Here is a 16,141-nt window from a genome sequence, read left to right on the forward strand (position 1 = left end):
ATCCCACGGATACTTCCACCCACCACCAGGACCGGAACCACCACCGGGATCGCACGGCAAATCCCCACCAGGGTCGCTGGCTCCTACCATGGCCTGGAACGCCATTCCTATCACCATCCGCTACTGACCACCTCCACCGCAGGGGTCTGCGGACCGGGGTGCTATTCGGACCCGGCGGCGTTGTCGCCGCGGAGGAAGAACGCGCCCAGAGAGCCGGCGAGAGTCGCGAAGACGGCGACGGAGTACACCGCGAGGATGAGTCGCAGCACTCGGGAGACGAGGTCGTCAGTGGTGATCCCCGTGCCAGTGACGGTAGTCAGGGCCGCCTCAAACAGAGCAGTGGTGTAGTCGGTCTGGGACTCGAAGGCGTACAGCAGTTGGCTGGAGGCGATGATCACCACCACGGTCACCGCAGCCAGCCAACCGATTCTGCTGGAGAGCAACCGGCCCGCAGAACGGGATCCCCGCACTCCGGCAGAGACGATGCCGCCGACACGGGCTACCCGGGCCACGCGCAGCGCCCGCACCGCCTGCAACGCTCGTATGAATCGGAGGAACGGAACCAGCAGGAAGATGACCTGCCACCAATTGCGGCGCCAGAAGTGCGCGCCGAATCCGGCGAGAGAAGCGCGCAGGAGGAATTCCGCCACAAACACCGCCCAAAACCCCCAGCCAGCCACGCTGAGGATGCGCGTCCAACCAGGCTCAGTTACCAGCAACTGTCCCAGGATGACGAACAGGAACAGGACGCCGAGGAAGCCCATCGGTCGATCTAATCGGGCGGCGAGGTCCTCGGCGGCCTCGACCCGATCTGCACGGGGTGGGCTAGTCACAGTCGGAGGACCTCCAGGAAGCGAGCCAAACGGATGGTTGATGCCCCACTCTACAAACGTGCGTTCCCCCGTCTTAGTGCCGGAGCCAGACCACGTCCGTACCAGGTGACAGAGTAGAGACATGGATTGGTCAATGATGCTGCTCGGACTGCTTATCGGACTCGTGCTGGGCGCGGCACTGTGCTGGGTCGCTACCCGCCGGAAGCACCACAACTCCGCCACAGCCCTGTCCGAGACCCAACGCGCCCTGGCAGCGGCTGAAGCACGCCTGGACGAGATTCAACGCCGGCGAGCCGATGATCAGCACGCTGCCCAGGAACGTGAGTCCCTGTTAGAGATCCTGCATCCGGTCCGGCAAGGGGTGACCGAGATGCACCGGCGCATCCAAGAGCTGGAACGCGAGCGCTCCGCCCAGCACTCGCAGCTGAGCCACCAGCTGAAAAACGCCGCCCAGGCTGATGCCTCCCTCCTGGAATCCACCCAGGCTCTGCTGGGCTCCCTGCACTCCACCTCAGCGCGCGGATACTGGGGTGAGGTGCAGCTGCGTCGTGTGGTGGAAGCAGCCGGCATGCTCCCCCACGTGGACTTCACCGAACAGCACACCGGCGCCGGCCCTGAGGGGGAAGTGCTCCGCCCCGACATGGTGGTCCAGCTCCCCGGCGGACGGCATCTGGTGATCGATGCCAAAGCACCACTGCATGCTGAGGACGCCGAGTTGCAGGCCAAAGCGTTGCGTGCCCGCGTCGACGAACTGTCCCGCAAGCGCTACTGGGAGGCGGTGGAGCTTTCCCCGGAGGTGGTCTTCTGCTTCCTCCCTGCCGAGTCCCTGTTCTCCGCATCGCTTGAGGCCGACCCCGGGCTGCTGGACCGTTCGCTGGCCAAAGGTGTCACTTTGGTCTCGCCCTCCTCCCTGCTGGCGGCGATGAAAGCAGTGGAGACAGCCTGGCGACAGGAGCGGCTGGCGGCCAACATCAAAGAGGTGGTCGATAACTCCCGGGAGCTCTACCGGCGACTGGCGACCATGAGCAGCCACCTCAATGACACAGGGTCTCGGCTCGCCCAGGCCGTGACGGCGTACAACAAGCTCATCGGCAATATTGAACGCCGCGTGCTGCCCCAAGCTCAGGCCCTGGGCCGGGTGGAGGTCGGCGAACCCACCGACGGCAGTCTGGAAGACCTGGGAGAAACGCTGAGGGCCGAGCCGCTCACCGCTGAGGTGAATCCGCTCGGCCCCCGGCTCTCCGCAGGCGGCGCCGCTACCCCGTGAGTCCGAAGACCCAGACCAGCAGCGTCATCGACGCGAGGGTGATGATCACCACTCCGGCGGCGTTGAGCAGCAGACCACCCTTAATCATCTGCCCGATCGTCACATAGCCCGAGCCGTAAGCAATGGCGTTGGGCGGGGTGGCCACCGGGAGCATGAATGCGCAGGTCGCGGCCAGAGCCACCGGCGCGGCCAGCACCAGCGGCTCCACCCCGGTGCCCATCGCCACACCGGAGGCGACCGGCAGGAACGTGGCGGCCGTGGCGGTATTCGAGGTCATCTCTGTCAGGATCAGGACTCCCAGGGCGGTCACACCGACCAGCACCCACAGCGGCACGCCAGCTAGCCCCTCGACCTGTGTACCGAGCCAGTCGGAAAGGCCTGACTCGCCGAACTGACCGGAGAGCGCCAAGCCGCCTCCGAAGAGCAGCAGCACACCCCACGGCAGCTTCACCGCATAATCCCAATCCAGCAGGCGCACTCCCCTGTTCGCGTCCCCGCCGGCGGGCAGCAGAAACAGCAGCAGTCCTATAGTGATCGCAATGCCGGCGTCGTCGATGAAGGGCTCCGCATCCTCGCCCAGCACACCCAGGCCAATCAGGCCATCGGTGCCCAGCGGGATGGAGACCCAGGAGGCTGCGGCCAGAACGAAGATCAGCAATACGCGGATCTCTCCTTGGCTCATGGGGCCCAGTTTCTTCAGCTCACCCCGGATCAGCTCAGCCCCACCGGGGATAGTGTCCATCTCCGGGCGGAAGACCACCTTGGTCAGCACGAACCAGGTGAGGAGCATCATCACCACCGAGATCGGCACGCCGACCAGCATCCAGTGGCCGAAGGTGATGGAAACGTCGTGATTTTCGCTCATATGGCCGGCAAGCAGCGTGTTCGGAGGCGTGCCGATGATGGTTCCCAGCGAACCCACCGAGGCGGCGTAAGCGATACCCAGCATCAAGGCAGTGCCGAACTTGGACTTGATGACGGTCTTCTTGGTCTCTTCGTCCGCCTGCTCTGCTGTATCTGCGGAATCGGGGTCGTCCCCCGCCAAGATCTTGCGGACCAGCATCAGCACGGAGATGCCGATCGGTAGCATCATCACCGCAGTGGCCGTGTTGGAGACCCACATCGAGAGGAACCCGGTGGCAATCATGAACCCGGCGATCAGCGCTGCAGGGTTTGAACCCATCATGCGCAGGGTCACCAGGGCGATGCGCCGGTGCAGGTTCCAGCGCTGCATGGCCAGCGCCAGCATGAACCCACCCATGAAGATGAAGATGATGTTGTTCCCGTAGTTAGCCCCCACATCATCAAAGGCGACCCCGCCGGCCGGTTCATCGCCGGCTCCAGCGTCCCCTTCGGGCACCAGCACCGGGAAGACGATGAGCGGAATCAGCGCCGTTGCTGGAATGGGGATCGCCTCGGTCATCCACCACACGGCCATCAGAACCGCCGTAGCCGCCGTGAGACGAGGCCAGATCTCAATGTCACCGGGCATGATGAAGTAGATCAGCACCGCTCCCAGCACGCCGCCGAACAGACCGCTCAGCCTGCGAATGAGTGTCGGCTTGGCGAAACCCTCCGCCTGATGTCCAGCCGAGAGGTCCGCCTGTTCCCGGCCTGACTGTTCTTGGGGGTCGTACTGCTTCAGATGCGCCCCGGTGACCCGGGAACGGGAAGACGTCATGATGTTCGGCTCCTTCTCAGGTGTCGTATCTCACGCAGATATTACTCAGCCACTCCTGATCATTGCCTGGGCAGGACGGCACTCACCAGCACTGTGGCGGTCACCGTGAGCACCACGACCATCGCGACGGTGCCGCCCCACCCGCTGGCAGCCAAGAAGGTACCACCGAGGAAGCCGAAGAGGGAGGAACCTCCGTAATAGCCCACGTTGTACAGCGAGGCGGACTGCGCCCGGCCCGCCACTGCCAGCGCGCCGGACCACCCGGAGGCCACGGCATGAGAGGCGAAAAAACCGCCGGTCATCACCACCATGCCGAGAATGATCACTGTCAGCTGAGGCACCAGCGTGAGCACGACGCCGCTGAGCATCACCAGGTTGCCCCCGATGAGCACCGGTTTGCGGCCGAACCTGGCGGCCAGCGCACCGGCCCGAGGTGCGGAGAGCGTCCCTGCCAGGTAGGCGAGGAAGATCAGGCTGACCAGCCCCACAGCCAGACTGAACGGCGGTTCGGCCAGATGGAAAGCCAGGAAGTTGTACATCGCGACGAAACCGCCCATGGTCAGAAAACCCTGGAGATAGATCACCCGCAGCCCCGGCGAGCGCAGGTTCCCCACCAGCTGCGCCGCGGCCTGCCGCACGCTGCTGCGGCCCGGGGTGAAATGACGCGCCCGCGGTGCGGCGAGCACAAAGATCAGCACACAGGCCACCGCTGCTCCGGTGACCACCAGCAGACCGAGCTTCCAGCCGAGCTGCTCCCCCACCGGTGCGGCGATGATCCGTCCGCTCAGCCCGCCGAGGGTGGTGCCCGAAATGTATGTTCCGGCCGCCACCGCCGCCACCTTTGGGCTGACCTCCTCGCTGAGGTAGGCCACCGCCAGTGCCGGCACACCACCGAGCATCAGTCCTTCCAGGAAGCGCATGGTCAGCGCTAAGGGGAACGCGGGCATCATCACGGTCAGCACCGCGAAGACACAGGCCAGAACGACAGCCCAGACCATGGCGTTTTTCCTGCCGTAAGCATCGCCGATGTAGGACCACGGGATCACGCCCAGTGCCAGACCCAGAGTGGCCGCTGAGACCATCAGCGCAGCCTGATCCGCACTGACCCCCTGGTCCGCGGCGATCACCGGCAGCAACCCCTGGGGAGAGTACAGCTGGGCGAACGTCGCCACGCCGACGAAGAACAGCGCCACCAGCAGCCTGCGGTAGGACCGTGACCCCGGCTGGAATCCCTCAGAGGACATCAATCACCCCACGCACGATCGCCCCGACCCCGCCCAGTGCGGCCAGGGTCAGCGCCAGGCGCCGGGCGAGGACCACCGAGACCACCCTGGCCAGCCTGGAGGCGATCAGGATGCCCACCAGCACGGTGATGACGATGCCGGCCAAGAGCACCCCGAAGGGGACGCCCACATCACCATCAGTGCTGACCGAGCCCAGCGCCAGTTTGGACACCACGGAGGCTGCACCCATAGTCATGAAGATCGGCTGCAGCGTCGCTGCGAAACTCACCTGATCCCACCGGGTCAGCCGGGAGTGAATGACCATCACCGGGGCTGCGACCCCACTGGTGGTGTTGAAGAACCCGCCGATCAGCCCCGCAGTCAGAGCCGGGAAAGGACCGGTGACCGCCGGCAGGCTGCGCAGCGTGACAGTCACCAGCAGTGCGGCCACCACGATCGAACCCAGGATGATGGACAGCCACCCTGCCGACAGCACCCCCACCAGCCAGGCACCGGGCCAGGCGCCGATCACTGCGGCAGGGATGATCAGCCAGAATTTTCGCCAGTCAATGGAAGCCCAGACACTGAGCATGATCAGAAAGCCAGAGACCACTGTGGTCATGTTCGTCACCAGCACCCCGAATGCCGGCCCCAGCAGCAGTGACAGCACAGGCGCGACGACGAGGCCGACCCCGGTGCCGGAGAGCCGCTGCAGCACAGTGCCGATCAGGACCGCGGCGACGATCACCGCCACTGTGCTGAGGATGGTCACCCCTGACGGTGCTCAGCTGGTGGAGCAGGCGCTGCGTTTGCGGCCGCCGCGCCCGACGTCGTCGTGGCCGGCCTGCTGCAGCGCCTTCCTGATCTCCTTCGGCAGTGAGAACACGATGTCCTCCTCCGCGGTGACCACTTCTTCCGGGGCCCCGTAGCCGTATTCGGCCAGCAGGCGCAGCACCTCATCCACCAGGACCTCCGGCACCGAGGCACCCGAGGTCACCCCCACGGTCTGGGCCTCGGTGAACCAGGACTCGTCGATCTGATTGGCGAAGTCCACGCGCTCAGAACGCCGGGCCCCGTGTTCGAGGGCCACTTCCTTCAGCCGCACCGAGTTGGAGGAGTTGGCCGAGCCGACCACGATCACCAGATCCGACTCCGGGGCGATCTTCTTGATCGCCGCCTGACGGTTGGACGTGGCGTAGCAGATGTCATCCGAAGGAGGATCCTGGAGGTTCGGGAACCTCTCCCGGAGCTTCTGGACCGTCTCCATTGTTTCGTCCACCGAAAGCGTGGTCTGCGAAAGCCAGATGAGGTTATCCGGATCCGGGACCTCGATCTGGTCGACCTCCCACGGGCCGTTGACGATGGTGGTGCTTTCCGGGGCATGACCGAAAGTCCCTTCAACCTCTTCGTGGCCGTCATGGCCGATGAGCAGGATGTGGAAGTTGTCCTTGGTGGTGAACCGCACTGCCTCGCGGTGGACCTTGGTCACCAAGGGGCAGGTCGCGTCAATGGTCTGCAGGCCGCGCTCAGAGGCTGCCTCTTTGACCGCCGGAGAGACCCCGTGTGCGGAGAAGACCAGCAGCTCACCCTCCGGGACCTCCTCGGTCTCTTCGACGAAGATCACGCCCTTCTCGGTCAGGGTGTCCACCACGTGACGATTGTGCACGATCTCCTTGCGCACATAGACCGGAGCTCCGTACTGCTCCAACGCCTTCTCCACCGCCACCACAGCCCGATCCACTCCCGCGCAGTATCCGCGCGGAGCCGCCAGCAGGACCCGCTTCTCCCCCTCGAAGGTCTGCTCGGCGGCGATCTCGGCAGGGCTGCGGCGTCTGCGCGGCACCGTGGGGGTGGGCACCGAGATGTGCTTGCGGGGCGTCGTCGGAGCGTCCGGCGTCGTCGTTGTCATGGTGGAAAGTGTACCGGCGTGAGGTTAACGGCGGCGCGCGGCGGCCAGCAGTCCGCCGACGAATCCGGTCAGCCCCACCACTGCGCTCACGGCGCTGAAGACCCACCAGTCCGGCTGGGCCCACTGGGTGAACTGCACCTCAATGTGGTCCAGCACGGCAGCGGCTGCCTCCGGCACTCCCGCCGGGTGGTGGAACTGCGGGGAGGCCACCGTGGTGGCGATCCAGGCACCCAGGACCGCCGCCGCCAGGGCCCCGGCCGCCAGGGCGAACCAGCGCACCGGCCCCACCCCGATCAGCAGACCCAACGCCGCCAAGCCGGCAGCGACTCCGGCGAAGATCGCCCAGTACTGGCTGAGCGTGGCGACCGTCGCCCACGAATACGGGTCGGCGGTGCTGTCAGTGGCCGCCTGGACGTCCAGCGAGATCTCTGGGGCGATGACGTCGAAACTTCCTGCATTCACCCCGGGGATCCATCCCAGGGCCTCGTCCAAACCCTGACGCAGCGGGTGGGTCATCGCCTCTGAGATGGGTGTGAGGTCCAGCTCAATATCGAGTTCGCGGACCTGACCTGAGGTGCCGTCGGCGAAGATGTCCTCCAGCTGGGCGGTGTACCCGGTGCGGGTCTGCTGCAGCACCTCATCCCAGGCGGAGCGGGTGCGTTCGGTGTCGAAGGCCGAGGACACCAGCGGCGCCAATAGCTCATCCGCCGCCCCGGGAACTGCCCACTGCAGTTGGTCGGGCAGCCGGCCGGTGAGATCCTCCACGATGATCTCGGTCACCGCCTGCGCGAACGCTTCCTCCTGCGGCAGCCCCCCGGCGATGTTCCGGACCGGCTCCTCACTGCGCAGTAACTGATCCAGCTGATAGCCGGCCAGAGAGCCGACCGACAACACCCCCGCCAACAGCAGGCAAATGACGCTGAGCAGGTGTCGCATGAAGCTCCTGAGCGGTGGGGGGACCGGGAAGAAGGCCGCAGTGAGTCGGGCTAGTCTGTAAGCAGTATGAATTATCAGGAGCCCACCGCCAAAGACCGCCCCCCGCTGGCCGCGCTGCCAGCCAGCTCCCAGGACACCAGCGAAGAAATGCCCTGGCCGCTAAGCCACTTCTCAGGGAAGCTGCGGGCGCATATTGACCGGGTGACACCCACCTGGGTGGAGGGTCAGCTGGTGGAGTTCAATCTGCGCAACGGCACCGCGTGGATGACGCTGCGGGACCTGGAGCAGGAGATCTCCTTTCAAGCCGTGGCCTGGCGCAATGTGGCCAGCGGCCTGGCCGGCAAGGGCCTGGAGCCCGGGGCGCGGGTGGTCGCACTGGTCAAGCCCTCCCTGTGGGAGAAGTCCGGGCGACTGTCCCTGGTGACCCAGCGCATGGAGCCGGTGGGACTGGGAGACCTGCTGGCCCGGATCGAACGGATGCGGCAGCAGCTCGCTGCCGAGGGGCTGTTCAGCCCGGCACGGAAGAAAATGCTGCCGGTGCTCCCCCGGCGCATCGGGCTGATCACCGGGCGGGAGTCGGACGCGAAGAAGGACATTCTCCGCAATGTCACCGCCCGTTGGGCCGCGGCCCAGTTCGAGATCCGTGAGGTGTCCACCCAGGGGCCGATGGCGCCGATCGAGGTCGCCGCTGCATTGGAGCAGCTCGACGCGCTGGCCGAGGTGGACGTGATTGTGATCGCCCGCGGAGGTGGCGCCATGGAGGAGGTCGTCCTGCCGTTCTCCGATGAGCGGCTGATCCGCGCGGTGGCTGCCGCCCAGACACCGGTGGTCTCGGCAATCGGCCATGAAGCTGACCGCCCACTGCTGGACGAGGTGGCGGATGTGCGCGCCTCAACCCCCACGGGATCCGCCAAGCTCCTGGTGCCCGAGGAGGCGCTGGAGCGGGAGAACATCAGCCTGGCGCGTGCACGGATGTCGCAGGGGCTGGAACGCATGCTCGCCAACGAGTCCGAGTGGCTGCATGCGGTGCGGTCCCGGCCGGCGCTGGCGCATCCGGAGGCGATGATCCAGGTGCGCAGTGAGGATCTGCTGCGGCTGCGGCACCGGGCGCTGCTGGCGGCCCAGACCACGGTGGACCGTGCCCGGGACTGGGTTGCCGCCACCAGATCCCAGGTGACCGCACTCTCCCCACAGTCCACGCTGGACCGCGGTTACGCCGTGGTCCAGCACCGCAGGCGAATTGTCCGGAATGTCGCCGAGCTCAGCGCAGGCGCGGAAGTCCACGTGAAGGTATCCTCCGGGGAGTTCACCGCTGAGGTCACCACTACCACCGAGGAGAAGAGCAGATGAGCGAGAGTCAGTTCAGCACCGCACGCACCGACGATATCGACCAGATGTCCTATGAGCAGGCGCGTGACGAGCTTGCTGAGGTGGTCACCAAACTGGAGACCGGCGGGGCTCCGTTGGAGGAGTCGCTGGCGCTGTGGCAGCGCGGCGAAGCGTTGGCTGACCGGTGCGAACGCTGGCTCGACGGCGCCTCAGCGCGGCTGCAGGAAGTGCGCGCCGCGCTGCACACGGCAGAGGGCACTCCGAGCGCCGAATAATCCGAGCGCTGGATAAGCGGACCCCGGGCGCCTACCGGGGCCCGCGCGGGGCAAGCCTCAGTCTTTGCGCGCGGCGGCATCGCGATAGTCGGCAAGGAAGTCCGCCAGCTCAGCGATGGCCACCTCCAAGTCTTCGACGTGCGGGAGGGTGACCACCCGAAGATGCTGGGTGTCCTCCCAGTTGAACGCCCGGCCGTGGGAGAGCAAGATCTTCTTCTGCCGCAGCAGGTCGATGACGAAGGCCTGGTCATCCTCAATGGGATACAGCTCCGGGTCCAATCGGGGGAACAGGTACAGCGCACCGTCGGATTTCTCCACGCTGACCCCTTCAATCTCGGAGAGCAGCCGGTGTGCTGTCCGGGACTGTTCGTAGAGCCTGCCGTGGGGCAGGATCAGCTCCTCAATCGACTGGTACCCCCCGAGCGCGGCTTGTATGGCGTGCTGGGCAGGGACATTGGCGCACATGCGCATGTTCATCAGGAGGTTCAGGCCCTCCAGATAGTTCGTGGCCCGGTGCTTGGGGCCGGAGACGTAGATCCACCCGGATCTGAACCCTGCGACACGCCAGGTCTTGGACAGCCCCGAGAAGGTGACGGTGAGGACATCGTCACTGAGGGTGGCGACGTTGATCATCTCCGCGCCGTCGAAGGTGATCTTCTCGTAGATCTCATCAGCCAGCAGCAGCAGGTTGTGCCGNTCTCCTCCGGGTCCGGCCACCAGTGATTGTCCTCATTGCAGATGTAATGGACGGGGTTGCCGCCGGCGAGTTTGGTCGCCCCGGTCCAGAGTGGATAGTCGGGGGCAGGGATGAGGATCTCATCCTGGGGTGCGATCAGCGCGGTGAGCACCATGGAGATCAGTTCGGAGACCCCGTTGCCCAGCCACACATCCTCCGGGGAAGCCTGCCGGAGCCCCCGGGCCTGGTAGTACTGGGCCACCGCCACCCGCGCGGAATAGATCCCCTGCGAGTCGGAGTATCCCTGGGCGGTGGGCAGGGTCTTGATCATATGCCGCAGGATCTGCTCCGGCGCTTCAAAACCGAACGGTGCGGGGTTGCCGATGTTCAGCCGGGTGATGCGGTGGCCGGCGCGTTCCAGCCGGGCTGCCTCCTGTGCGATCGGCCCCCGCACGTCGTAACGCACATCGGCCAATTTGGGGGACTGTAGGAACTCCTCGGCGAATGTCTGCATCTGAATATCATGCCCCACAAATGCGGCAGTCTGTGGTAGCGGCCGCCTTGCGGGTTTTACCCAGTGACTGAGCTCACCGGAGCCGGCCGGGCGAACGCATCACGGTATTGGGCCAGGAACGCCGCAATGCCGTCGATGGCTTCCTCCAGCTCCTCCACCGCGGGAAGGGTCACCAGCCTGAAGTGCTGATCGTCAATCCAGTTGAACGCCCTGCCGTGGGAGACCAGGATCTTCTGCTGGCGCAGCAGCTCAATCACGAAGGCCTCATCGTTCTCAATGGGGTAGATCTCGGGGTCGAGCCGGGGGAAGAGGTACATGGCCCCGTCCATTTGCGAAACTTGGATCCCCTCGATCTCGCACAGCCGCTGGTAGGCGACATTGCGCTGCTCATAGAGCCGACCGCCGGGAGTGATGAACTCCTGAATGGACTGGTAACCGCCCAGGGCGGTCTGTACGGCGTGCTGACCCGGCACATTGGGGCACATGCGCAGATTCGACATCAGCTGCACGCCCTCTAAGTAATCGGTGGCCCGGTGCTTCGGTCCCGAGATGTACATCCACCCGGACCGGTAGCCCGCCACCCGCCAGGTCTTGGACAGCCCCGAGTAGGTGATGGTGAGCACGTCGTCACTGAGGGTGGCGGCGTTGATCATTTCCGCGCCGTCGTAGGTGATCTTCTCGTAGATCTCATCAGCCAGCAGCAGCAGGTTGTGCCGGCGGCAGATGTCCACCATCGCCTCCAAGATCTCCCGGGGGTAGACCGCACCGGTGGGATTATTGGGGTTGATCAGCACCAGTGCCTTGGTCCGGTCGGTGACCTTCGCCTCGATCTCCTCCGGGTCCGGCCACCAGTGATTGTTCTCGTCACAGATGTAGTGCACCGGGATGCCTTGGTAGAGCGCGGTCAGGCCGGTCCACAGCGGGTAGTCCGGTGTGGGGATGAGGATCTCATCACCGGGGTTGATCAGCGCCTGCAGGGTGATCGTGATCAGCTCAGAGACCCCATTGCCCAGGTAGACGTCCTCCACCTTCGCCTCGCGCAGACCCTTGGTCTGGTAGTACTGAGCCACCGCAGTGCGGGCCGAATAGATGCCTGCGGAGTCGGAATATCCCTGCGCCGTGGGCAGGTGCCGGATCATATCCATCATGATCGAGTCCGGCGCCTCGAAGCCGAAAGGCGCCATATTGCCGATGTTCAGCTTGGTGATGCGGTGCCCGGCCTGCTCCAGACGGGCGGCCTCCACAGCAATGGGACCACGAACGTCGTAGCGGACGTTGCGAAGCTTGGTGGCCTGGGTGAAATCCTGGAACTCCTCCATAGAGAGATTCTGCCTCACATTGTCAACAATCCGCGAATTTCACACGGCGTGACTCAACCCCAGTTATCCGGCTCCGCCAGCAGCCCCTCTTCCACCAACCAATAGGTGGCCGCATCTTCCGGCTGGAGACCGTCGTCACCGTCGATCAGACGGCGCAGCGTGACTAGGGCCTCGTCGTCCAGGGCCTGGGAAACTTCCTCCACAACCCCGGGAACGTCGTCGGCGATCCGCAGCGAGACCACCGGTGCGTACTGCTCCTGGGGAAATGCCGAGCGGGCATCCGGCAGGCTGACCAGCGCATGCTCCAGCGCCGAGGGGTGGGAAGCGGAGAACACGGCAGCGTCAATCTCCGCGGTGATCAGCAGTTCCACCAAGGTGGACTCATTCTCGCTGCGCAGCTCCTCGGGTGTGCAGTCGTAGGTCTCCTCCAGTGCGCTGCCGGCACCGGGCACAGCAGAGGAGACTCCCACTACCAGGTCGGCGCACTCGTCGCTGAGGGCACTGAGGTCCTCCTCGTCATCGTCTTCAATCCCGGCGCGCTCCGCGGTCACGCTGGTCAGGTGCAGGCTGCTGCGCAGCACCGCTGCGGTGGGGTCGAACAGTTCCGCCTGCTCCAGCTGCGCTTCTATCAGCTCAGTGAGCTCCTCCGGCTCAGCCGCTGGGCCCACCCCGGTCTCGCCTTCGGGGACGGTGAGCTCGGCGTAGCCTTCCGGGTCCAGCTCTTCGGCCAGCCCCACGGTTCGGGACACCACCAGCTCATACCGGTCATCGGCGTCGTCGCCGTCCGTCTCAGCATTGGCAGGGCGCTCACCGCGGGCCAGGGCTGCGGCCAGCTCCGCAGCGGTGTCCTCCTGCCGCACCACTACTGTGGGCGCCTCATGGGAGTTCAGTGCTTGGGCGTAGATCTCGGCGACTGTGCGGTCCAGACGGTCGCTGCCCACCGCCACCCGCCAGGCGCGCTCCATCTGCTGACCCGTGGGTTCGGGGGCCGGCGGCGGGGGCTCGGAGCAGCCGGAGGCCAGCATCGCCAGGGTCAGTGCCGCAGCGCCAAGCACCGGCGCTGACCTGGAGTGGCGCGCAGGCGAGCAGTGTCCCCTGCGCTGAAAAACCATGAGCGCCATTCTACGGGGCCCAGCCAGCGGGTTTATCCTGGAAGAGATGAGAGGCGAATCTGTTGACCTGCCCGTCGAGATTCCCGGCTCGGCGCCGCTGACCGTGCGCCTGCAGTCACTGCTGCAGCAGCCAGCTGCAGCACAGGTGGAGGCGCAGACCGCCCGCGGCTGGGTGGATCTCGCCTATGAGGCTGCCTATGGGGAGCGCTACGCCGCCGCCGCCGAAGCCGCAGAGAGGGGCCTTCAGGCCCCGGGTGCCGATGAGGCGGAGATACGACTGATGCTGCTGCGCATCCTCGCCGGGGTCCACGAAATGCGCGGGGCCTCCGACCTGGCCGCCCCCTATCTGAAGGAGCGGGTGGCGCTGCTGCGTCAGCTGGGACGCACCGAGCAGGCAGAGGTGGAGGCCCAGCTGGGATCGATGCTGCTGCGCGAACCGGACCGGGTTGAGGCCGAAATTCTGCGCCGCATGGCGGAGGAGCTCGATGACGGCTCGGGCCCCAGCGTGCACCGGGCGGATGTCTTGTCTTCGCTGGCGGTGCGCAGCCTCCATGATGAGGGGCCCGACGCCGCGCTGCCGCTGATCACCGAGGCCTGCGAGATTCTTGAGGCGCTGAACAGGCCGCAGGCGCTGGCAGGGGCCCGCATGTTCCTCGCGCACGCCCAGCTGCTCTCCGATGACGCCGAAGCCGCCCTGGCCACCGCGGACCAGGTCCTCTCCGCCCCGGCCAACCGCGCGGTGCGCGGGGCGATGGCGATGCTGCGGGCCACGGTGCACCACCAAGCCGAGCGCACCGATGAGGCCGTCGCCGATGCGATGACCTCCGTGGAGCTCTACTCCGCATGCGGGGTGCGCAAGGGTGCCGCCTCGGCTGCGGCGCTGCTGGCCGGGATCGCAGCCAGCCTCAGCGACACTGACACCTCCGTGCTGGCCTGGCGGGTGGCAGTGCAGCAGGCAGAACTCGGCGAATTCTCCGAATCCGGCATGCTCTCGCTGGCGCTGGGTCAGCAGCTACTGGACATGGAGGACTACACCGAGGCAGAGAAGGTGCTCGAAGCACTGTCGCTGCGCTTGGCCGGCGGCGACAGCGACTTCTCCACCCGGGGACGGGCTCTGATGGGTTTGGGCCACGCGGTGACCCAGCAGAAGCGGCCCCTGGAGGCGATGTCGCACTGGGAGGAGGCCGCCGCGCAGTTCCTCTCCGCGCAGGAGTCGGATGAGGCGGCCCGGGCGCATCTGGCCGCCGGTGCACTCGCCGCCTCCTTGGACCGGGTCGAGTCAGCGCGCCATCACTACGAACGCGGTCTCAGCCTTGCCGATCAGGGTGAGGACACCGATCCGCTGATGTTGCTGCAGGCCCTGCACTCGCTGGGACATCTGCTGTGCCGGCATGAGGAGGAATCCGGGCTGGTGTACCTGGACCGTGCGATGGAGATTGTCACCGAACATGGCACGGACTGGCAGCGCGCGGATATCACCGATACGCGTGCGAGGTCGCTGACGGCGCTGGGACGCGGCACCGACGCTGTAGCGGCCGCCCTGGAGGCTGCGGACATGTTCGCCGACTCCGATGACGAGGAGGCTGCCGCGGACGCGGAGATTTTTGCCGCGACCGTGCTGCTGCAGATGAGGCAGCCGCAGGAGGCGGAGACGCTGTTCCGCATGGCCGCTGAGACCCGGGAGATCTCCGAGGCGCTGGTGGTGAACTCGCTGGAGGGCCGAGCTGAGGCGCTGACCGCCTTGGGACAGCCCGACGCTGCCGCTACTCTCACCGCTGAGGCCGAGACCCTCAAAGCACAGCTGGCCAATGAGGAAGATCTCCCGCACTCGGAGTGAGCCCCAGTAGGACCTCCGCGCAGCGCAGCCGGTGATCGGCCTGCTCCTGCCACCCTCCGCCGCGGACATCACGCGCCCCGGCCACCAGAGACAGCCCGACCGCCGCGGTGCGGATCCGCAGACTCTCCGGGTCCACCCCCGCGGCGAAGACCCGGGCGAAGCGGTCGAAGGCCGCGGGTGCGTGGATGTAGCGCGCATCCACCGCTGGCAGCACTGCCAGGTGTCCCAGGAAGCAGGCGAGGTCATCGACCCGATAGCCCGGCCCCAGGGAGTCCACATCCAGCAGCGCGGAAATACTGGGGCCCTGCATGAGCAGGTTGGCCTCATAGTAATCTCCATGGGTGGGCACCATAGGCCCCCGGTCGGTCACGCCCACCCCTTCCAGGACCTCCTCCTCCAGCCGCCTGATCCGCCGCTCACACTGCGGCAGGGCTGAGATCGCCGCCGAGGCGTAGGCCGGCAGCCTGTCGGTCCATGCATCGCGGGCCGGAAGCCCCATCACACCCACCGGAAGGGCATCCAACAGCTGCACGAAATCGGCCGGGCGCACCGCAGCGGCGCCATCTGCCATGAAGTGTTCCGCCAGGGAGATCCCCCGCCCCTGCTCCAGGGCGAGCACATCGCAGATCGGGTCGCCGACCGGCACCGGTGCGGGCACGTCTGCCTCCACAAGCATGCGGTGGCGGGCAGCCAGCTCAGGTGCGTGCCCCTCCCGCAGCACCTTGAGGTAGATGCGCCGGCCGTCGGAGAAGTCCGCGGAGATCACCGCCCGCCGAAGCGGCCGGTAGCTCACTGTCTGCAGCGCGGTCAGTTGGGATCCTGCACCCCAGGTGGCTGTCACCGACCCGGGGTCGGTGGCCAGCTGCAGGCCCGGCAGCAGAGGGTCCATGGGATGCTGCCACAGCACCAGCTGGCCGCGCTCGGACTGGCTGCGCAGGACCCCTTCGGCGCGGTCGGTGACGTGCTCGGTGGTCACTCCGACGTACATCTCCTCCTGAGAGCTCACACGGTAGATTCCGGTGGCTCCGGCCCCGGGCCGATGCTGCACGGCTTCCATGGTGACCTGGGGAGGGGGCACTCCTTTGCCCAGGAATGCCTCGGCGATCAGCGGATGCACCGCCTCAGACTGCAGAAACGCCAGCTGGTGGATCTCCACCTGATCCCGGCTCTGGTGCACGCCCCCTCGCGAGGCTGCGGAGGGAAGGATCGGCGAGGACATGGAGTGAGAGT

Annotated in this window: 13 protein-coding genes and 1 pseudogene; 4 read left to right on the forward strand and 10 right to left on the reverse strand. The window is 66.2% G+C overall.

What is annotated here, in order from left to right; translation table 11 throughout:
- Window positions 1-161: 161 nt before the first annotated feature.
- Window positions 162-833, reverse strand: a complete 672-nt coding sequence (locus tag FEF27_RS05930) for a hypothetical protein (protein WP_243729115.1) — start codon at window positions 831-833, stop codon at window positions 162-164.
- 121 nt (window positions 834-954) lie between these two features.
- Here FEF27_RS05930 and FEF27_RS05935 point away from each other — a divergent pair, with 121 nt between their 5' ends.
- Window positions 955-2,100 (forward strand): DNA recombination protein RmuC, encoded by a 1,146-nt coding sequence (locus FEF27_RS05935; RefSeq protein ID WP_138169937.1) that lies wholly within the window; start codon window positions 955-957, stop codon window positions 2,098-2,100.
- Here the strand turns inward: FEF27_RS05935 and FEF27_RS05940 are convergent.
- The 5 genes from FEF27_RS05940 to FEF27_RS05960 are packed head-to-tail and all read right to left on the reverse strand — an operon-like array spanning window position 2,090 to window position 7,849.
- Window positions 2,090-3,781 (reverse strand): SLC13 family permease, encoded by a 1,692-nt coding sequence (locus tag FEF27_RS05940; protein ID WP_138169938.1) that lies wholly within the window; start codon window positions 3,779-3,781, stop codon window positions 2,090-2,092. The genes FEF27_RS05935 and FEF27_RS05940 overlap by 11 nt on opposite strands.
- Before the next feature lie 59 nt (window positions 3,782-3,840).
- Window positions 3,841-5,025 carry an MFS transporter gene (locus FEF27_RS05945; RefSeq protein ID WP_138169939.1) on the reverse strand — a complete coding sequence of 395 codons (1,185 nt, stop codon included), beginning with the start codon at window positions 5,023-5,025 and terminating at the stop codon, window positions 3,841-3,843.
- Window positions 5,015-5,776: a sulfite exporter TauE/SafE family protein gene (locus FEF27_RS05950; protein ID WP_138169940.1), complete on the reverse strand. Its 762-nt coding sequence runs from the start codon at window positions 5,774-5,776 to the stop codon at window positions 5,015-5,017. The genes FEF27_RS05945 and FEF27_RS05950 overlap by 11 nt, the downstream gene beginning before the upstream one ends.
- A gap of 12 nt (window positions 5,777-5,788) precedes the next feature.
- Window positions 5,789-6,913: a 4-hydroxy-3-methylbut-2-enyl diphosphate reductase gene (locus FEF27_RS05955; RefSeq protein ID WP_138169941.1), complete on the reverse strand. Its 1,125-nt coding sequence runs from the start codon at window positions 6,911-6,913 to the stop codon at window positions 5,789-5,791.
- Window positions 6,914-6,937: 24 nt separating this feature from the next.
- Complete coding sequence (locus FEF27_RS05960) at window positions 6,938-7,849, reverse strand: hypothetical protein (protein WP_138169942.1); 912 nt, start codon at window positions 7,847-7,849, stop codon at window positions 6,938-6,940.
- A gap of 66 nt (window positions 7,850-7,915) precedes the next feature.
- On the opposite strand from FEF27_RS05960, the gene xseA reads away from it, so the two are divergent.
- A complete protein-coding gene (xseA, locus tag FEF27_RS05965; RefSeq protein WP_138169943.1) occupies window positions 7,916-9,199 on the forward strand; it encodes an exodeoxyribonuclease VII large subunit in 1,284 nt (427 codons plus the stop codon).
- A complete protein-coding gene (locus tag FEF27_RS05970) occupies window positions 9,196-9,453 on the forward strand; it encodes an exodeoxyribonuclease VII small subunit (protein ID WP_138169944.1) in 258 nt (85 codons plus the stop codon). The genes xseA and FEF27_RS05970 overlap by 4 nt, the downstream gene beginning before the upstream one ends.
- 57 nt (window positions 9,454-9,510) lie before the next feature.
- On the opposite strand, the pseudogene FEF27_RS05975 reads toward FEF27_RS05970, so the two are convergent.
- From FEF27_RS05975 to FEF27_RS05985, 3 genes and pseudogenes are all read right to left on the reverse strand, one after another.
- A pseudogene (locus FEF27_RS05975) lies at window positions 9,511-10,643 on the reverse strand (pyridoxal phosphate-dependent aminotransferase).
- A 56-nt stretch (window positions 10,644-10,699) separates the two neighbouring features.
- Window positions 10,700-11,962 carry a pyridoxal phosphate-dependent aminotransferase gene (locus FEF27_RS05980; protein WP_138169945.1) on the reverse strand — a complete coding sequence of 421 codons (1,263 nt, stop codon included), beginning with the start codon at window positions 11,960-11,962 and terminating at the stop codon, window positions 10,700-10,702.
- Between the two features lie 53 nt (window positions 11,963-12,015).
- A complete protein-coding gene (locus FEF27_RS05985) occupies window positions 12,016-13,074 on the reverse strand; it encodes a glycine betaine ABC transporter substrate-binding protein (protein WP_166429927.1) in 1,059 nt (352 codons plus the stop codon).
- A gap of 46 nt (window positions 13,075-13,120) precedes the next feature.
- Here FEF27_RS05985 and FEF27_RS05990 point away from each other — a divergent pair, with 46 nt between their 5' ends.
- The gene (locus tag FEF27_RS05990; protein WP_138169947.1) at window positions 13,121-14,911 is read left to right on the forward strand and encodes a tetratricopeptide repeat protein; all 1,791 of its coding nucleotides are present in this window, start codon (window positions 13,121-13,123) and stop codon (window positions 14,909-14,911) included.
- On the opposite strand, the gene FEF27_RS05995 is transcribed toward FEF27_RS05990, so the two are convergent.
- Window positions 14,865-16,130, reverse strand: coding sequence for a phosphotransferase (locus tag FEF27_RS05995; RefSeq protein ID WP_138169948.1), 1,266 nt, complete (start codon window positions 16,128-16,130; stop codon window positions 14,865-14,867). The genes FEF27_RS05990 and FEF27_RS05995 overlap by 47 nt on opposite strands.
- Window positions 16,131-16,141 lie beyond the last annotated feature (11 nt).

Origin of the sequence: Nesterenkonia sphaerica, assembly GCF_005771565.1 — a bacterium.
GTDB classification, from domain to species: domain Bacteria; phylum Actinomycetota; class Actinomycetes; order Actinomycetales; family Micrococcaceae; genus Nesterenkonia; species Nesterenkonia sphaerica.

What these genes read in the sequence shown, in the direction of transcription:
- FEF27_RS05955 (WP_138169941.1), bottom strand. Translation starts at nt 6,913, where the DNA reads ATGACAACGACGACGCCGGACGCTCCGACGACGCCCCGCAAGCACATC.
- xseA (WP_138169943.1), top strand. Translation starts at nt 7,916, where the DNA reads ATGAATTATCAGGAGCCCACCGCCAAAGACCGCCCCCCGCTGGCCGCG.
- FEF27_RS05960 (WP_138169942.1), bottom strand. Translation starts at nt 7,849, where the DNA reads ATGCGACACCTGCTCAGCGTCATTTGCCTGCTGTTGGCGGGGGTGTTG.
- FEF27_RS05970 (WP_138169944.1), top strand. Translation starts at nt 9,196, where the DNA reads ATGAGCGAGAGTCAGTTCAGCACCGCACGCACCGACGATATCGACCAG.
- FEF27_RS05995 (WP_138169948.1), bottom strand. Translation starts at nt 16,130, where the DNA reads ATGTCCTCGCCGATCCTTCCCTCCGCAGCCTCGCGAGGGGGCGTGCAC.
- FEF27_RS05935 (WP_138169937.1), top strand. Translation starts at nt 955, where the DNA reads ATGGATTGGTCAATGATGCTGCTCGGACTGCTTATCGGACTCGTGCTG.
- FEF27_RS05945 (WP_138169939.1), bottom strand. Translation starts at nt 5,025, where the DNA reads ATGTCCTCTGAGGGATTCCAGCCGGGGTCACGGTCCTACCGCAGGCTG.
- FEF27_RS05940 (WP_138169938.1), bottom strand. Translation starts at nt 3,781, where the DNA reads ATGACGTCTTCCCGTTCCCGGGTCACCGGGGCGCATCTGAAGCAGTAC.
- FEF27_RS05990 (WP_138169947.1), top strand. Translation starts at nt 13,121, where the DNA reads ATGAGAGGCGAATCTGTTGACCTGCCCGTCGAGATTCCCGGCTCGGCG.
- FEF27_RS05980 (WP_138169945.1), bottom strand. Translation starts at nt 11,962, where the DNA reads ATGGAGGAGTTCCAGGATTTCACCCAGGCCACCAAGCTTCGCAACGTC.
- FEF27_RS05985 (WP_166429927.1), bottom strand. Translation starts at nt 13,074, where the DNA reads ATGGTTTTTCAGCGCAGGGGACACTGCTCGCCTGCGCGCCACTCCAGG.